Source organism: Dietzia sp. 179-F 9C3 NHS, assembly GCF_045369825.1.
In the GTDB taxonomy this organism is placed as follows: Bacteria; Actinomycetota; Actinomycetes; order Mycobacteriales; family Mycobacteriaceae; genus Dietzia.
Map to the genome: position 1 here is coordinate 1 of NZ_JBIQES010000016.1, position 17,096 is coordinate 17,096.

The 17,096-nt window shown below is 68.5% G+C and carries 17 protein-coding genes; all 17 read right to left on the reverse strand.

The window, feature by feature from the left end:
* Positions 1-110: 110 nt before the first annotated feature.
* The 17 genes from ACH0BZ_RS14750 to ACH0BZ_RS14830 all read right to left on the reverse strand — a co-directional run bounded on the left by ACH0BZ_RS14750 (position 111) and on the right by ACH0BZ_RS14830 (position 16,247).
* Positions 111-629, reverse strand: a complete 519-nt coding sequence (locus tag ACH0BZ_RS14750) for a hypothetical protein (RefSeq protein ID WP_406899400.1) — start codon at positions 627-629, stop codon at positions 111-113.
* A gap of 164 nt (positions 630-793) precedes the next feature.
* Positions 794-1,306, reverse strand: coding sequence for a DUF4913 domain-containing protein (locus ACH0BZ_RS14755; RefSeq protein WP_406899401.1), 513 nt, complete (start codon positions 1,304-1,306; stop codon positions 794-796).
* On the reverse strand, positions 1,306-3,033 hold the full coding sequence (locus ACH0BZ_RS14760) for a type IV secretory system conjugative DNA transfer family protein (protein WP_406899402.1): 1,728 nt from the start codon (positions 3,031-3,033) through the stop codon (positions 1,306-1,308). The genes ACH0BZ_RS14755 and ACH0BZ_RS14760 overlap by 1 nt, the downstream gene beginning before the upstream one ends.
* Positions 3,034-3,057: 24 nt before the next feature.
* Positions 3,058-3,609, reverse strand: coding sequence for a hypothetical protein (locus ACH0BZ_RS14765; protein ID WP_406899404.1), 552 nt, complete (start codon positions 3,607-3,609; stop codon positions 3,058-3,060).
* 3 nt (positions 3,610-3,612) lie between these two features.
* Complete coding sequence (locus ACH0BZ_RS14770; RefSeq protein ID WP_406899406.1) at positions 3,613-5,280, reverse strand: peptidoglycan DD-metalloendopeptidase family protein; 1,668 nt, start codon at positions 5,278-5,280, stop codon at positions 3,613-3,615.
* Positions 5,280-5,531, reverse strand: coding sequence for a hypothetical protein (locus ACH0BZ_RS14775; RefSeq protein ID WP_406899407.1), 252 nt, complete (start codon positions 5,529-5,531; stop codon positions 5,280-5,282). Before ACH0BZ_RS14775 ends, ACH0BZ_RS14770 begins: the two co-directional genes overlap by 1 nt.
* The gene (locus ACH0BZ_RS14780; protein WP_406899408.1) at positions 5,531-7,108 is read right to left on the reverse strand and encodes an ATP/GTP-binding protein; all 1,578 of its coding nucleotides are present in this window, start codon (positions 7,106-7,108) and stop codon (positions 5,531-5,533) included. The genes ACH0BZ_RS14775 and ACH0BZ_RS14780 overlap by 1 nt, the downstream gene beginning before the upstream one ends.
* Positions 7,109-7,308: 200 nt before the next feature.
* Entirely contained in the window at positions 7,309-8,814 is a 1,506-nt protein-coding gene (locus ACH0BZ_RS14785; RefSeq protein ID WP_406899409.1) for an SCO6880 family protein, read from the reverse strand.
* A gap of 1 nt (position 8,815) precedes the next feature.
* Complete coding sequence (locus ACH0BZ_RS14790; RefSeq protein WP_406899410.1) at positions 8,816-10,477, reverse strand: hypothetical protein; 1,662 nt, start codon at positions 10,475-10,477, stop codon at positions 8,816-8,818.
* Positions 10,474-11,292: a hypothetical protein gene (locus ACH0BZ_RS14795; RefSeq protein ID WP_406899411.1), complete on the reverse strand. Its 819-nt coding sequence runs from the start codon at positions 11,290-11,292 to the stop codon at positions 10,474-10,476. Before ACH0BZ_RS14795 ends, ACH0BZ_RS14790 begins: the two co-directional genes overlap by 4 nt.
* Positions 11,289-11,921 (reverse strand): hypothetical protein, encoded by a 633-nt coding sequence (locus ACH0BZ_RS14800; protein ID WP_406899412.1) that lies wholly within the window; start codon positions 11,919-11,921, stop codon positions 11,289-11,291. The genes ACH0BZ_RS14795 and ACH0BZ_RS14800 overlap by 4 nt, the downstream gene beginning before the upstream one ends.
* A 17-nt stretch (positions 11,922-11,938) precedes the next feature.
* The gene (locus tag ACH0BZ_RS14805; protein WP_406899413.1) at positions 11,939-12,226 is read right to left on the reverse strand and encodes a hypothetical protein; all 288 of its coding nucleotides are present in this window, start codon (positions 12,224-12,226) and stop codon (positions 11,939-11,941) included.
* 11 nt (positions 12,227-12,237) lie between these two features.
* On the reverse strand, positions 12,238-12,537 hold the full coding sequence (locus tag ACH0BZ_RS14810; protein ID WP_406899415.1) for a hypothetical protein: 300 nt from the start codon (positions 12,535-12,537) through the stop codon (positions 12,238-12,240).
* 52 nt (positions 12,538-12,589) lie between these two features.
* On the reverse strand, positions 12,590-13,237 hold the full coding sequence (locus tag ACH0BZ_RS14815) for a hypothetical protein (protein WP_406899416.1): 648 nt from the start codon (positions 13,235-13,237) through the stop codon (positions 12,590-12,592).
* Between the two features lie 71 nt (positions 13,238-13,308).
* Positions 13,309-15,090, reverse strand: a complete 1,782-nt coding sequence (locus ACH0BZ_RS14820; protein WP_406899418.1) for a cutinase family protein — start codon at positions 15,088-15,090, stop codon at positions 13,309-13,311.
* A complete protein-coding gene (locus ACH0BZ_RS14825; RefSeq protein ID WP_406899419.1) occupies positions 15,090-15,881 on the reverse strand; it encodes a hypothetical protein in 792 nt (263 codons plus the stop codon). Before ACH0BZ_RS14825 ends, ACH0BZ_RS14820 begins: the two co-directional genes overlap by 1 nt.
* 36 nt (positions 15,882-15,917) lie before the next feature.
* A complete protein-coding gene (locus tag ACH0BZ_RS14830) occupies positions 15,918-16,247 on the reverse strand; it encodes a hypothetical protein (protein ID WP_406899420.1) in 330 nt (109 codons plus the stop codon).
* Between the last annotated feature and the right edge of the window lie 849 nt (positions 16,248-17,096).

Consider the following 17,096-nt stretch of genomic DNA (forward strand, 5'->3'; position numbering starts at 1 on the left):
CAGCCTCCTACCTCGCCTACCAGGCAAGCCAAACCACCGACGCAGCCACCGACACCGAGTGGAGTCAGGCGTCCGAGTGGAGTCAGGAGCCCGACTGGGGACCAGACACCTCAGCCGACCTCTGGTGACGCCTCGATCTCGATGTCTGGTGTCGGTCCTTCGGCTTCCATCGGCTCGGCGTCGAGGCCGCGTCCGACCAGCTCCGCGGGGGCGACGTCGTCCAGACCCATGTGGGGCAGGCCGTCGGCAACCTCTGGCGCCGCCCCGGCGGTAGCCAGCTCCTCCGAAAGCTGTGCGGGGGTCAGGCCGATGAGCCGCTCCCCCGCCAGCTCCGCGGCATCTTCCGCAGAGAGGTTCGGGTCCTCCAGGGCCGCTCTGTCGATCATGTCGATCAGCTCTGACTCGGACAGGCCGAGAGTGGCGGCCGACGCCAGGGCTACCAAGGCCAACCCCTCGTCTGGTCCGCCTTGCCTGCGCGACCGGGCGATCGCTTCATCGCGTTCGCGTTCGGCTCGCTCGCGGTCGAGCTCCGCTTGCCGGCGCGCAGCCTCGGCGGCCTCGGTCATGCGCCGACGCTCCAGTTCCGCGGCGATCATCTCTCGCCGCGCGTGGGCGACCTCGCCGCTCACGCCTCTTTCGCAGCGGGCGGACTCGACCACGAGCCGACCCGTGGAGCACTGTCTCAGACCGTGCGCTCCGAGTGCTCGCGTGCGGGTCGGGTACGGGTTGGTCCGGGCCGCAGCACGAGCGGTACGGACCAGGCTTGCGACCAGGGCGTCGCTGGGATGGGAGCTCATGCGGGTTCTCCTTCGACCGGATCGGACTTGAGGGGCTTGCTGGGCTGATGGGAGGTCTGGCAGGCGTACATCGGGGATCGGTCCCCGGTGAGCAGCGGCATGTGGTGGTCACCGATGGTGCGGAGGAATTTCTCGTCGCAGGTGGCGGGGTCTTTGCGGGCCAGCGCCTCGTAGGCACTCCACATCGAGCGGACCCGGAATCGGACCGATCGGTGTTCCCACCAGCGGCCGCACCAGCCGCGGCCCTGGCTCGCGCCGCCGGTCTCGTAGGCCGGGCGCAGGAAGTCGTCGAAGAACGCGAACTCATCCGGGAACCGCAGGATCGGCGGGACGCCCAGCTCGGTTTCCGCGAACCGCAGAACGTCGCGCTCGACGGTGCGGGCCAGAATGTCCTCCAGCCCAGGTGTGGCGAGTACGTCCGCAGCGGACGGACCGAGCGCGCGCTCAGCCGCCGCTTGGATTTGGTCCTTGAACTCCGCAACGATGTCTTTGCCGAACAGGTGCGACATTAGGCCACCTCCTGCATCTCCGCCAGGCTCGGCAGGTCTTGGTGGTCCCAGCGCACCATGCGTGCCAGGATCGGCCGGCGGCCTGTGGCCAGCACGACCATGCGGCCGAACGGTAGCGCCGCCAGCTCGGCCGCGGTGATCGTCTGCTTTTCCACGGTCTGCGTGGATACCGAGCGGCCCCGCTCCCCCGACCCGTGGGACAGGGAGCGCTGCTGCTCGGTGTGCGTGCCGATGAGGCTCGCCAGCTCGTCCAGGAACCGGTAGTCCTTGTGGCCGGGGCCGACCACGACGATGGCAGCAGCAGACCACAGCTTCTTCATCCCGTGCTCGCCCCACAGCTCCACGCCCTGCGCATAGCTCTGGAGCACCGTGTCGCAGATGATGCCGCGAGAGCCGAACGTGGAGTAGTAGTCCGGCAGGCGCGGCCACCGCACGATGTTGGCGATTTCGTCGAGCGCCGCCGTGACCGGCACCGGCAACCGTGAGCCTGGGCAGGAGTCGGCGCGATCGACTAGGGCCTTGAACACCGCGACCGTCAGGATCGAGGTCAGAGGGCGGGCGATCGGGTTTTCCTCATCCGAGACCAGGTACAACGTGTCGCCGGCCGACTCCGCGAAAGCGACGGGGTCGAACCGCTGCGCACCCGCCTGCGGCGTCAGCCACCGGACAATCTGACGTCGCCCCAGGCACGAAATCATGTTCTTGGCGGCGGAAAAGACGTTCGAGCGGGTGCGCGACTCGGCCGCGTACTTCGAGGCCAGGTCCGCCGCCTGCGGACCCCACTCGCTCGCCGCCAGAATGTCCACCGGAGTTGAGTCCTCCAAGTTGGACACCCAGCCGTACACGTCGGTGATCGGACGGTGCTCAATCGCCACGGCAAGGAACAGCGACGCCAGCAGGTCGACCGCCTGCGAGTAGAAGTAGGCGTTCGGGTCGCTGCCGCCGGCCTCCCCGCGGGCGGTCGCAGCGTTGAAGATTTCCGCCAGCTCCTCGGCGTTGCCGTCCCACCATTCGTCGCGCCGCACGTAGTCGAGCGGGTCGAAGTACCACCGGGAGGTGTCCAGGCCCACGGCCTTGTCCTGCGGATCGAGAACCCAGACCCGGCCCCGAGCCCTCCGGTAGTCGATTGTGGCCTCGACGACGTCCCGCTTGCAGGACGTGGAGATGCAGATGCCCGGCGCCCGCCGGATCATCGGAATGATCCGACTGGACGTCTTGCCCTGCCTCGGCCCCCACAAGTCCAGGTGCAGGTCCTCCCAGCCCCCCCAGAGGTCCTGGCCGGTGCCGACGTCCTTGCCGATGTAGACCCCCGGAACGGCGGTGTCGCGGCCTGCCTTCCGGTCCGCGCCTCGCACCGCCGCGGCCGACAGTGATTTCACGTCCTTGCGGCCCGCGAGGTTCCGGGCGATGTGGTCCACCCGTGACCGGCTGCCCCGGCGGCGGCGTGAGGCGACGGCGATGGAGGCCCCGATGAGCGCAACCGCCAGGACGAGTAGCCCGGCCACGATCGACGCTCCCAGCGTCCACACGATCTGTCCCTGCGCGAGGTCGATCATCGCCACCGCGGGGTTGCCGGGAATCTCCTGCCCCGCGCCTGCAAGGCCCTCCCCGAGCGTGAGGCAGGCCCACACCAGGACGGCGAGGCCGATCACCGCACCCATGAGGATCAGCGGGAACCACGTTCCCGCACTCGGATTGTTCGAGTTCCGTGCTACGTCCCGTCCCATCGTTCTCTCCTCGTCGTCAGCGGCTCACGGCGTGCGCTCGACCATGCGCACAACGTGGAAGTATTCGGCTTTCCAGTCGTGTTCGTCCTGCACCATTTCCACGCGCACGATCATCGACTCGCGCGGGGTCGTGGCCCCGTCCGCGTGGAGGACGACCTGCTTGATGGTCACCGTCACCTCGGCCGTTGCCGAGCCGTCGTGCGACGGGAGCTGGTCGTCTGTGACTGCGGCGCTGCCGATGACCCGATCCCCACTGCGGGCCCAGGTGGCCCACTGTCGTGGCGCAGGGTCGGGGTTCGGTCGGCTCTCGGCTGCGTCCGCGAGCCGACCCGTCAGCCGGTCGGCCATCGCGTGCATGGCGTCCCAGGGGGACGCCTGCTCGGCGGGCGTCCACGAGTGCAGGCCGGACATGATGTCTGCGGCCGCGGTCTGGGGATTGTCGACCGGGTCGAGGTGCACGTGGGAGTCCGTGCCGGTTTCGCTGCTGCCTGCTCGAATCGACAGGGCCACTGCGACCAGGGCGACAAGGGCCAGGGCCACGACGAGCGCTCCGAACACCGATGCTCTCCGGGTCATACCTCAGTCCTCTCCCTTGCCGGCGGTCGCGGCGAACCGCTCGGCTTCCTGCGGGACGATTACCACGTACTTCTGCGTCTCTGCGTACGGCGGGACGCCGCCGTACTGCTCGACCGCGCCCGGGCCTGCGTTGTACCCGGCGAGCATGAGGCTCTGGGGATCGCCCTTCAGCCGACCGGAGGCGATGCCTTCCTTCTGCCCGTCCGCGATCTGGCACAGGTAGCGTGCCGCCGCCATCGTCGCGTCCGCCGGATCGCTCGGCGAACCAGACCCAGGAGGGCCGGCAATTTCGCCGTTCTCGTCCACCTTCGCGCCTACACCTGCCCAGGTATCGGGCATGAACTGCCCGTAGCCTTGCGCTCCCGCCGTTGACACAGCGTCCGCCTGGAAACCCGCGGATTCGTGGTAGATCAACCCCGCCAAAAGTGGCGGGTCAATCGCTGCACACTTCCGCCCACCGAGCGAAATCCATTTCCGCAGTTCTTCGGGAATCTCTCCATCCGCCAAGTCGCGGCCACTATGAGGGCCGACGAACTCGCATTCGCCGGTCGCTGTCGGGACCGGTGACGACGATGAGTCATCGGCCCCGCCGCTAGGGGCGGCCCCGTAGGTCTGGTTGGAGGTCGGTGCGCCACCGCCGGCAAAGGTCACGTGCACGTGATCGAAGTGGTTGTCGGTCGGGCTGCCCCTGTCCTCCATGAGGTACTTGGTGCCCCCAACCGGCGTCAGTTCCTGACGCCAGATCGTGTACTCGACGTTGAAGTGCTCGGCGTGGGTCAGGAAGTAGTTTTGAATCCTGTTGCCCAGGTCGCGGCCCTCCGTGGAGTCGTAGTCCGGGATCATGATGTCGATTGCTCGGCCCTGCGGGTGGTCTGCGGCGGCACCAACGTTCGCCCGCCAGCCGCCGATGGTCTGGACCTCGGGGAACCGCAGTCCCGCGGCCCTGGCTCCCCGGATCGCGTCAACTTGCATGTTGTCCTCGCTCCCGAGTTTGTCGGTCGGCTGGAGCTCGCCACCATCTGCTCGCGAGCTCACGCGCCGGCCAGGGGAGTCTTTCGGCGCGGGCGTCGGGTCTGGTTCCTCGTCTGCGCTGTCAGTGTCTCCGCCGCCTGGATCGACAGCTTTCTCGATCCAGGGAGCAGGGTCGGTCTCCGCCCCACCGAAACGCCCCCCTTCCCACACTTCGAAATGCAGGTGCGGGCCAGTGCTCTGGCCATTGCTGCCGACCTCTCCAATGTGCTGGCCAGCCTTGACTGTGTCGCCCGCAGCGACATCAACTCCGTCGTCGTACATATGGCCGTACACGGTGGAATACGACGATCCCTCAATCTCGTGGTCGATCACGATCCAGTTGCCGAAGCCGCTTGCTGGACCTGCCTGGGCGACCACCCCGTCGGCCATCGAGTACATCGCCGTTCCTGTGGGGGCGGCGAGGTCTATCCCGCGGTGCCCAGGACGGTCCGGGGACTTGTAGGTCGAGGAGACCTGGTACTCGCTAGAGCGCAGCGGCTTGGACAACTCGCCGTCTGGGACGCCCCCGACGCCACCGAGACTGCCACCGGAGTCAGGGGTGCAGCGGTCGTCGTGCCCACCATCAAGGACAACGGTGAACAGCATGGCCACGAGCACCGTGGCTAGCACGATTCCGAGCACGACCTTGCTACGTCCCATCAGGGGGCCTGCCCCTCCAGGCGTGCCCGGAGCATTGCATTCTCCGCCAGCAGCGCCCGCAGGCGTGACGAGTTGTGCGCCTCCCACGCCCCGGCTTCACTGGCCCACCGTCGCACCGAGTCGCGGCTCACGCCGAACTCGCGCGCGACCCATTCCGCCGCGGACGAGGTCGAGGGGAACTGCGGATTGGCGGAGCGGAACGCATCGACCACTTTGTCGCGGAAATCGTCGTCATACACGCCGCGCGCCATCAGCTCGCCTCCGCCTCGTCCACGCCGATGGTCTCGTCGTCGAGGAGCTGTCGGAAGCGCACGTTCGTGTCGTGAATCCGCGTCTCGTTCTCGGTGGGGGTCAGGATCACCCGCACGGGGATGCCGGCGGAGCCGTCCTTGGACGGCTTGAGCATGAAGCGGCCTCGACCCAACGGGGGCGGCGAGACCTCGTGGGCCAGCGTGCGGTCCGGCGGCACGCCCTGGGACCAGGACGTGATCATGTCCGCCTCCGCGGAGGTGAACTGGAGTACGCCGGAGAGTCGGTCCAGCTCGCCGCGAGGCAGTCCGCCGCACATCACCATGCCGGCCCGTTCGATGAAGCCCATCGCGGTCTTGACGTCGACCTCGTTCGGTAGGGCCTCCAGGTCGCGGCCAGTGTGGGTAATCATCAGGAGGCCGGTGCCGTCGGTCCTGTTCAGGCGAGTGAGCTCGTCCACGCGCTGCACCATGCCCGCGCCAGCACCGAGGACCTGCCACAGCTCGTCCAGGATCGCCAGGAAATACTTCTGCGGGGCAAGCCCGCAGTCGGCCAGAACGTGTGCGGCCTCCATCGCCCCGTAGGAGTCCGACCAGCAGGCCAGGAGTACCGCCGCTTTGAGTTTCTTATCGCCACGGGCCACGGCCGACACGTCGATGCAGATCGCCGGGGCGGACACGTCGATCGGGGTCGTGGTGTGGCCGGCGAAAATCTGGCCGAGTGACCCGTCGGTGAGCGAGTTGAGCGACAGCACCAGCGTCTGCACCTGTCGCTCGTAGTGGTCCTGGTCTCGACTCACGGTCTTGTCCCGCAGCGTGTCGTTGCCTCGACGGATCAGCTCGACCAGGTCCGTGATAAGCGGAGGGTGCTCGAAAGAGAAGCCCTCGCTCGAGCGCAGCTCGCGCAGGGCGACCGACAGCACCATCGCTTCCCAATCCGCCAGCGGGGCGCCGCGGATCAGCTCGACCAGCGCCACCATCATGGTCACCTGCCGGGAGTGCACGGCCTCGCGGGTGGCCTCGATGATCCCCTCTTTGCCTGCGGCTCTCAGCTCGTCTCGGTGCGCCTCCAGCTTGGGGATGACCGATCCCAGAGCGCCGGCCGCGAGCGGGTTGAGCTGGTCGCGGCCGTGGCCGAGAGTGATGACCTGGCCCACGCGACCGTCTGGGCACACCATCGCCCGGGTGACCTCGACGTACTCGGGCTTGATGTCACCAGCCACGATAGGCACGTGCCCCTGGGCGACAGCACCGATGAACTGCTTGCGGATCAGCGTGGACTTACCCAGGCCGGGAAGCGACAGCACGAACCCCGAGGGGTTAGCGATGATGCCGGCCTTGAACCAGGACAGGACGTCCCCCGACACGTCCTGCCCCGTGATTTCGTGCACACCCAGGGGAACCCCCGTGACCGGGGCGGTCGCGCCGACCACCCAGGGGTTGAATCCGCACCCGAGGTTGGTGGAGGTCTGCGACGCAATCGGCGCAGACGCCACGGACATGCGCCCCCCAGCGACGCCCTTGAACCCTTGGGCGTCCACGCTGCGGAACGTCGTGTCCACCCGCGGGTAGTCGAGCACCGGGGGCCTCTTCTGTGCCTGCTCCCTCGCTCTGGCTCGTTCGGGATGATCCTCGAGCCATCGCTTGTACGCCCGACCCCGCGGAGTCCACCCCGGCGGGGACTTCGCATCGCCAGCGGCGATACGAACGTGAAGCTCTTCCATCGCGGGGTCGGTCACCGCCGACTCGACCTCGACGCCGGTTGCTTCCGTCACGTCACTCACCCCGCCTTTGCGAACGCGGAGATGGTCGACTTCTGGTGCAGGTAGACGCCAATACCCAGCGCCGCAGCGAACGCGGCGTCTTGCTGCCCGTTCATTGGCCGAAGTCCCATCTGCGCCCGATTGCCAAGCTGGGACATGATCGCCGTCGCCGGCGCCATTTTGTCCTTGGACTCCAACGAGACGGTGCTCAGCAACGACCACTGGCCGAGCTGCGCACCGCGCGCCAGCGACTGGCGGGCGTTTTCGGTCTGCTCGAGGCGTACGTGCACCCGCGCTCCGGTGAGCTTGCGGCCACTGCGCCCCGCATTCACGGCGTTGACCGCGTCGTTGTGCTCGTTCTCGACCAGCTTCACCGACTCGCCCGCAGCGAACGGTCTGTAGACGAGAGTCACCCGCTTGCGAGGCAGGTCCGCGTGAGGCTCCAGGAGCGGCCGCAACACCGTGTCCGGGAACGTGGACTGGGGCGGAACCGCCATCTCGAACGTCTTGGACACGTACTCGCTGTGCCGGTAGTGATCCCACTCGGTGACAGCGGTCGCCGGGCCGGCATCCTCCCAGTCCACTCCAAGATCGCGGTCGTGCACCCGCTCGGACACAACGGCGTCGTTGACCTCTGGGCGGTAGGCGCTTATGGCCAGACCGACCACTTCCGTCGGAGTCATGGGCCGGGCTGAGACCCCCGCGTACTGGAGCTGCCGATACAAACCCGGAAGGCGCTGGCCGAGTTCGGTCGCCATTGCCTGGGGGTCCTTGCGCTGCATCGCATTGGCTGCGCGCACCGTCACCGCCGCCCAGCCGCGCAAGGTGAGCTGGTTGCGCGTGAACTGCACCGCCGACTCCGCCATGATCCGCCGCGCGATCTCCGGGCTGGACTCGTCCACCGAGGTCAGCACCGACTGCACCAAGTCCTGCCCCGAGGCGGGGACGGTCTCGATAGTCGCAGACGCCCCGACCACATCACCGGTCAGCGACAGGTCCGCCAGCCACGCTCCCCACTCACGCGTCATCAGGTTTCGATCGGTGATGGTCCACGGTTCCGAGCCTCGCGGGGACGCGCTGATGAGCACCGTGTACTGGTTCAGCGCGGGATCACGGATCATCCCGAACTGGTTGTTGTACATATCCGTGCCCACGTGCAGCTCGGATCGAGCAAGGAACCCGGGAAGCCGGAACCGGCCACCGGGGACGTTCGAGCTCGGGCCGGAACGGTAGGTTGTCTTGCCGGCAAACTTCGCCATTCTGAACTGAAACCACATCTGCGCCACCTCGTACCACGTTCGGTTGCCTTCACGAGCGATCGCCGGGATGAGATAGATGGTCGCGCCGATGGCCAGTAGGCCCGCCACCAGCAGGCGGCCGGTCATCGCCACCATCATCGCCACCGCAAGCGCGACCCCGGCGATCACCGTCGCGCGCAGCGGGAGGCCGAACAGGCCGGTCCGCTTGGACTCTCCACCGAGGCTGTAGAGCCTCAGTTCCTCGGGTTGTGCTGTGGTCGTCACGTCAGCGCACCTGCCCGTGGTAGTTGCCCATCGCTCCGGCGATCATCGACTCGGTCGTCTGGTTCGCCTTGGCGCCCTGGGCGGCCAGGGTGGAGATGCCACCCGCGACGGCCGCCACCCCTCCGAGTGCAGCACCGGCGCCCGCGGTAGCCGCCGCGCCCAGGCCGCCGAGGTGGGAGCCTCGACCGCCCGAGGCTCCACTTGGCAGGGTTCCGCTCGATGCGCCGGCCTGGCCCCCCTGCGGCCGTGACGACGTTGCGCCACTGGCCCCCGACGGCGAGCTGCCGCCACCAGCTCCGCCCCCGCCACCAGCTCCGCCCCCGCCACCAGCTCCGCCCCCGCCACCAGTGCCGGCGCCGGGGCCGACCGCGCCGTTCGCGGAGCTGTACTGCCCGCCGTAGCCAGACGAAGATCCGCTGCCCGAGGCCCCGGAACTGCCCACCGCTCCAGCAGCAGCGGACGCCGCCCCGGCAACCCCGCCTGCGACCGCGCCGGTTGCCCCCGCCGCAGCAGTGCCCAGTGCGCTCGCAGAGCCACCAGCAACGGTCGTGGCCACAGCGGGGGCCACGACCCGCATCAGCGCCGGAAGGGTGAACCCGGCCGCACCCAGCAGGATCATCGCGGCGATCGCCTCGAGGAAGGAGGCGTCCTGCTTCGAGGCGAGCCAGAACACCACCACGTACATCAACGTGGCCAAAGGCTTGAACAGGAGCGCCGCGACGATGAAGCCCGTCATCGTCTTAAACGCCTGCTTGCCAGTTTGGAGAGCCGACGCGGCCGCTGCCAGCGGGATCAACCCGACAACAACGATCAGCAGTCCCTCGCGCAGGACCAGCGCGACGAACTGCGCCAACGCTCCCAGGAGCGCCCACACCACCAGGATCAGCACGAGCGCGGGTCCGAGCCCTGAATCCTCATTGAGGGTGACCACGGCCCCGATCTGGGCTTGCGGGTCAGGGATACCCATCTTGATCCACTGACTTGATAGCGCATCGGTGGCGAGGTGCAGCGTCACGATCACCGTGGGCAGCGCCACCCCGGCCAGGATGAACCGCATCATCAGACCGCCGGTTTCCTCGAACCCGTCGCCCAGCCCCTTGTTCCGAGCGACCGCCATTCGCGTCCCGGCGATCATCAGACTGACGGCCAGCAGGAGGAACTGGAGCTGATAGGTCAGGTTGAAGATGCCCGCGACGGCGCTCTGCATGTCGGCTCCCTGGAACGGGGTCTTTTGCCACAGCGCCATGATCGTCAGCAGGGCCTGGCTGTTGCCCTCCAGCAGCGACTTCACGAAGTCACCGATGGGATCGCCCCAGAAAGCGGAGGCCGCTTCCCCGGCCGCGGTCGAGGCGGCTCCGACCGGATCGTTCATGAACGCGTTAAAGCCGCACCTTGCCGCCTCGTTCGCATTGGCGAGCTTCTCGCCTGCACCACCTAGGTTCTCACGAAGCCAGCCTTCCATCGCCTCGTCGGCCTTGCTCACAAAGTCGTCTGCGCCCCCGGCACGGCACTCTTCGTACTGGTCCGAGTATTCTGTCCCGTTCGAGTTCAGGACCTCGCCGGCGTCTTGTGCCGCGGCCGGCCCCGCCGCCAGGCCCAGGGCCAGGACGGCGAACATGAGGGCGGCGAGCAGTCTGGTCACCGAGCGGGAGATACCGGTCACAGGTCCCATTCGATGAACCCGTCCTTGTTCTCGGTGAGGCCGCGGTCCTGGAAGGTGTCCCCGCGCAGGGACATCTTCCACTCGCCGCCGTCCTTGACCACCAGGATCGACACGACACGCCACTTGGGTTCGGGGAAGGGTTGCCGCGCGTCACCCATCTGAGGCAGGGCGTAGTCCACGACCACGGCCTTGTCTGTGCACGAGCGGACCCGGAAGGCCAGCGCCGCCTGCTGGTAGCTGGGCTCGGTGTTGAAGCCCTCCTTCAGCTCAGCGCGAGCGGACTCGCGCTTCGCCTCGTCAATGACCATGTGATTGATGAGCATCTCGCGGCCAGGTGTGCCGCCCGACGACATGAGCATGTAGGAGTTGATGCCGGCGAGGACGGCGCCACGAGGGCCAGAGGCGTAGCCCACGGGCGTGGAGTTCACCACCTGGGTCGGCCCGGCGTCCGTGGAGAACAACACCGGGTACATATTGACCCGCTGGATTTGCAGACCCGCCGGGCTGCGGACGCTTTCGCAGGTACCCCCGTCGTCGGGAGTCGTGGACAGGACGTCTCCGCCCCGGTTCGCCGGAACGATCACCTGCCGGCCGACACCGTCCGTTTCGATCGTTCCCGCGTCCGGGTTGCGGTCTCCGGCAGAGCCCGTCGGCGCGGCGGGTTCCGTCGTCGCCTCGGTCGAGGCAGGCGGCGTGCCCTCTCCCCCACCGCGGGTGAGGGTGAACACGACGACACCGAGCACCAAGAGCGCGACGATCACGATGACGATGCCGCCGACGCGCCTGCTCGTGGCTTGAGGCTGGGAATCGGTCATGGCTTCTCCTCCCAGTTCGTGAAGCCGTCGAGGTCGGAGATTTCGACGGCGTCGATCTTGTCCTTCTGTTGGGGCAGGACGATCTTCCAGTCCCCCGCGAGCCATGCCGTCTCGACCGGGTACGCGGTAGTCAGTGAGGCCCCGTTCCGGGTCGGCGTGCGGGTGGCCAGCAGGACGACGGCTCGAGAGGGCTCGTACTCGGCCACGCGAAAGCCGACGAAGGTCGCCGCGTCCCCTTCTGCCACCGATCCCTGCACCGTCATCAGCGTCCGCGCGTAGGCGAACTCGTCCCGGCCAGGGCCGGGGGCGGTCACCGTCCGCACGGTCTCGGCCCACTGGGCGTCGGGAGCGGTGGCCAGGGCTGCCTGACCGTTCGCCGCTGCCAGGGCGGCACCCTGCGGCGTGTGGCTGTAACCCTGGGGTGGAGCGGTGGTCGCGGGGCCGTCCACCCGCGACGACGGCACCCGGAGCCCTCCGACCGTGCGGTACGCCAGTTCCGCGGGGAGCGCGGCGGTGTCGACCGTCGTCGTTTCCTCGCCGGTCGTACCGGCATCGTCGTCTGAGCCGCACCCGGCGATTGCCAGGGTTAGACCCGCCACGAGGGCGAGGACGGCGCGGGAGGGTTTCACGGGGGTTCCCTTCTGGATCAGGAGGCGAACAGTTCTGCGACTTGGGCGGCGATCGCGACCAGCAGCACGCCCGCCACGACTTTGATGAGGATCGCCTGGATCGACGGTCCGTACTGGTCGGTGAGCCGGTTGTCGACCATCAGGAGCGTGCCGATGGTCATCAGGCCCGCGAGGGCGACGGCGATGCACACCCACTTGACCATGCCGGCAACGCTGACGAACGCGCCCCAGGCTGCACCCTCGATCGGCACGGGGCCGGTCGGGGGTCCTTGCGCGAGGGCGAGCGCGGCGGCCTCGATGAGCATCGGGAGCTGCCCTAGGAGACCAGGGCGTTGACGACCGGGCCGGCGAGGATGATGAGCAGGCAACCGCCCACGATGCGAGCGATCGTGCCCTGGACCTCCTCGGCGTTGCCGGCACGGCGGGCCACGACGAACCACGCGCCGGCGCCCATGACGCCCATGATTCCGATAGCGATGCAGCCCCACATGAAGTAGGCCAGGGCGGTGTTGACCTTGCCGTCTGCGCCGGGCGGGGCCTGCGGGGCCAGGTTCTCGCCCACGGCGAGAACTTGCTCGTGAACCTCCGGGGCGGTGGTGATGATGGTGTCCAGCATGGTTGCTGTCCCTTCTTCTGTGCGGTGGGGATCGGTGTGGAGTATGGGGTGGTCAGCTCGACTGCCAGGCGGCCCGAGCGGCGTCGAAGACACCCTCGGCCGCCCGGACGAAGTCGGTGGGCACGGCTTCCGTTGCGGAGGGGGGTCGTGAGAACCGGCGAGCCTCGGGTGCTGTGTATCCGGGCATCCAGATCGCCAGTGACCCCGGCTCCGTGGCCAGCAGTTCCGGCACCCAGCCGATATGCCAGTCGGCGCCTGCGGCCGACGCGACGAGCTCGCGGCGCCGGGTCAACGACACGTCGGGCTTTCCTGGAGCTGCGGCGACCGTCACCAGGCCGAGCAGGGAGCAAGCACCGGCGGCACCGGCCTTGTGCTGCATCACCAAGCGGTGCGCGGCGTCCAGGCCCGTCTGATGCATCCGGGCCACGACGACGACGAAGGGCGCACGCTCGGCGGCGGGCCAGCCCCGGCGGCTGTCCCCCGCCGGCGCCCAGACGGCCTCCAGCGTGGACACTCCTGCCCCGCCGTGCGCGCCCAGGAGCCACATGGCTGGCACCGGCTCCCCTGCTCGTCGGGGGATGCGGTCCTCCCATACCGGTGCGCGCTCAGCCTCCGTCGGTGCAGAAATCCAGGACGGCGGCACCGACGCGGTCTCCTCGCCGGACACATCGTCCGGGTCGACTGCTCGTGCGCTGGTCATGCTCTCGCCTTCCGTCATCGTCATCGTTTGAGCACGGGGTGGGTGGAGGCCGAAGCCCCACACCTTTCGGGTTAGGCGACCTGCTCCAGGGCGGCCTGGAGGGCAGTCGCATCAGCCGTGTGCGTGCCCCTAGCCACGGGCACTGCTGACTCGGGGACCCCAGCCTTGATCTGCTCGATCCGGTCGCGGGAGTCGAGGCCGCCGCCGCCCTCGGTGACCGGCAGGCCGCGCGAGGCGGCCACGTCGTTCGCTGCGGCAACGCTCCACTGCTTGGCGATCGTTGCGGGAGTCGCACCCGAGTTGGAAAACGGCGTCTGGTTGTACGCCCCGTGCGCGCCGCCGATCGCCTGCCAGGTCTCCACGTCGGCGGCGAGCTTGACAAGGTCGTCGTTGCCCTCGATGGTCTGCTCGATCTCGGTGGCTACGCGGCGCATCCCGGAGTTGATAGTTGCGGGGGTGATGAGCTGTGTGGCCGACAGCGCCAGCTTGCCCGCCAGGACCGCAGCTCCGGCGGCCGGGTTCGCCACACCCGCCGCGAGAATCTCTGCGATGTTGGTGGGGGTCAGAACGTCCCGTGCGACGGTGATCGTGGCACCGAGCGCCATGCCCGCCAGGTGCATCCCGGCTTCGACCACGGCGTCGAGCTCGGAACCGGGTTCGGGCCGCTGGGTGGGATCAGAGTACTTGGCCATACGCGCGAGGGTTGTGGTCTCACGGGTCGCCGGAGCGATCGTGAACCCTTCCTCGGCCGAGAAGTTGATGTCCTCCTTGATGGTCTCCAGGCCGGTGAAGAGCACCGACTGGCCCGTGACCGTCGCAACGTCCGCCAGGGCGCGCACTGGATCAGAGGCGAGCTGACCCGGCTCCACCCTGGACTGGCCCGCGACGTTCGCCACCAGCTTGAGCAGGTCGGCATCCTCGGCGGTGTCACAGGCCAAATCGCCGGGGACACAGAACGACGCCACTCGGTCGGAGACCTCACCGAAGTCAGCGGCGGCTGTGTTCGGGGCGATGCCGCCTCCGGGGGCCACCGGAGCCGCACCAGCGGCATCGACCGCAGAGACCGCGGTGCCCTCGGTGCCGGGGACGGCACCGGGGGTCGTTCGAGAGGCGTCACCGGGGAACACCGGGCTCCCCGCGGCGCGGGTCGGATCACTCATCAGGGCCGCGCCGGCGAAGTTGTCCGGCTCGACCGGGCCGGTTCCGGACCCAATGTCGCGGGTGATCGCAGAGGCGACCTGGGCGCCCTGGCTGTAGCCCGAGACGAAGATCTTCGTCTCGGGACACCGCTTGACGGTTTCCTCGATCAGCTTCGTGCCGTTCTCGACGCCGACCGTCATGGATTCCGCGTAGGTTTCCTTTTCCTGGTCGGGCGTCATCCCGCCAAACGATGCCGGGTATGGCACGTACAGGCGGGACAGCCGGTTCTCCCCGTCGGCGTTCGCGGTCTGGACCGCGGGCCGAGCGATCTGAGCCATCCACCCCGTGTCCGCGGTGGTCGAATCATTCCGCCCCGCTTCGCCAGTTCCGTTCACGGCAATCAGGGTCACCACCGGGCAGGTCCCCTCAGCCGAGTCCGGCAGGGTAACCGAGGTGGTGAGTTGATCGGAGGTCATTGCCGTCGAGGTCGGGACCTCTACCGTCGACGTCAGCGGCGTCGAGGTGGGCGTCGGGGCGGCAGTCGGCGTGACCGCAGTCTGTGCGTGCACCGCCCCGGCTTGAAGGAGAGCTACGACGGAGGCCGCGGCGGAGACGGAGACAACACGAGCTGGGAACCTTCGCATGGGCGATCCTTCGTTCAGTGACCGCGCCGACGAGGCAGCGGCCGGGATAGACTCAAGGCGGCTCGGCATCAGGACCGGTCCTCGATCGTCACAATCCGCACCTCGCCGGCCTCGCGGGTCGTGGACACGTGCTGCTTGTAGACGGTCTCTTTGTCGTCAGGGGTGGTCTCGGTCAGCTCGACGGCGGCTTCGCCTTCCCCGTCGGAGACGATCCGCAGGCAGTGCGTGGTGCCCTCCGGGACCGAGTCGATTCCTTCTTGAAGCGCGTCGAGGTCGGTGATGTCGGAGTCTTTCGACAGCAGTTCACCGATTTTCTCGGCGTCACGGGTGACGTAGTAGTTGTGCTGGAATGCCAGCACAACCCCGGCGACACTGTCGGTGTTGCCGCTCCCGTCCCCTGTGGTGACAGTGGGTGACTCCGTCGACTCGCATCTGGCCGTAGTCACGGCCGGGGCGACGGCGGGAGCTGGGTTGTTCGAGTCCGGGGCAGGCGCCGCCGACTCGGCTTCCGGAACGACAAGGGGTCCGGTCGGCTCCGGGTCGCCGCCCAGCAGACTCGCCAGGGCGAACGCGACTACCCCCAGGACCAGCAGGACAGCCCCGACGGTTACCGCGAACAGCACCTTCGCGCCGCCGTTGCCGGAGGGATTCTTCTTCGACTCTGCGCGGGAGTCGGCGGCGGAGGCATGGGGCTCCCGAGCCGAGCTGGCGGGTTCTCCGTCGAACCAGCCCGGCCCCTCCGCCTGCGGCTCGCTGGGGGGTACCGCCTCGAGGCGGCGCGCCGGCGGAGGCTGCCCAGAATCTGACGAGGCCCCGCCAGAGAACCAACTGAGCTGGTCATCGTCATTGGTGGTGCTCATGACGTCCCTCCTCTGACGGGGCCGAGTGCTGATCGGTCAGTTGAAGTGAATCGGGGGCACGCCGGGGAGGTTAAGGCCGTTGATCGACCCGGCGGCGTTGTCCTTGGCCTGGTTGATCGCGTCGTTGATGCCGTTCTGCACGCCCAGCGCAGCGTGCGGATTGGCGTTCACGGCCCCTGCACCCGCACCGAGGGAAGCCGCGCCGCCGGCGGCACTGCCGGTGCCCGCCAGGCCGGCGATCGCCGTACCCGCCGTGGCCACGGGACCGGCAGCCGTGGCCGCGGCGATGACGGGCGCGGCCACGGGGCCCAGCCCGGCCAGGGCGGAGATGATCAGGCCGGAGATGGCCGTTGCTGCTGCAAGCATGATGTGTCCTCTTTCTCTTTCGATGGGGTGCTGCTGACGCAGGAGATGGTCAGCCGATTCGGAGTTGCTTCGGGGCGATCGGAGCCTGCGGGACGACCGCGCCGCGGCCACCCAGGTCGATCGTGATCCCCTGCGGGGCCGGGGCGGGTGCCACAGGGGCGGGTGCCGGGGCCGGGGCAGGCGCGGGGGCCTGCCGGACTGGGGCCGGTGCCTGCTTCTGCACCGGGTAGGACGGCGCCTGGCGGACCGGCGCCGGAGCGGGTGCCTGCTGCACCGGAGCTGACTGCACCGGCGCGGGTGCGGACTGGGCTGGCGCGGGCTGCACCGGAGCGACAGACGCAAGGTCCCGCCGATCATCGGCGTCGCTGTCCTTCTTGACCTCACGGTCTACGGACTCGCGCTCGGGCTTCTTCGCCTCGGAGACACCCGCCTGCGGCTTGGTGGCAACCGTCCGAACGGTCGCCGGTTCGGCCGCTGGACGGGCAGCGGGAGCCGACGCCGTGGGACGGGACGCGGGGGCAGCCTTGGCGGCGCTCACGCCAGCCTGGCTGGTCCGAGGCGCCGCCGGCGACTTTGACTCTGAGATTCCCGCCTGCCCGGCTGTCGCCACCGCGAGGCCGCCGAACACGGCAAGGGAGGCGAGCACGCCAACGAAGCCCCCGCGGAGCTCGGGGCGCAGGGAAGTCCACTTCTTCGACACAGCCTCACCTTTCGTTCGGTCCTCATCGCCTCAACCCGCGTACTGGTAGCGGTACTGGTACCGTACAGTCCAGTCAGTCCCCGGAGGGGGACTATCCCCCTCGGCCGGAGAACTCGGCCCTTGTCTCTCACTCTATATCGTCGCGCTAT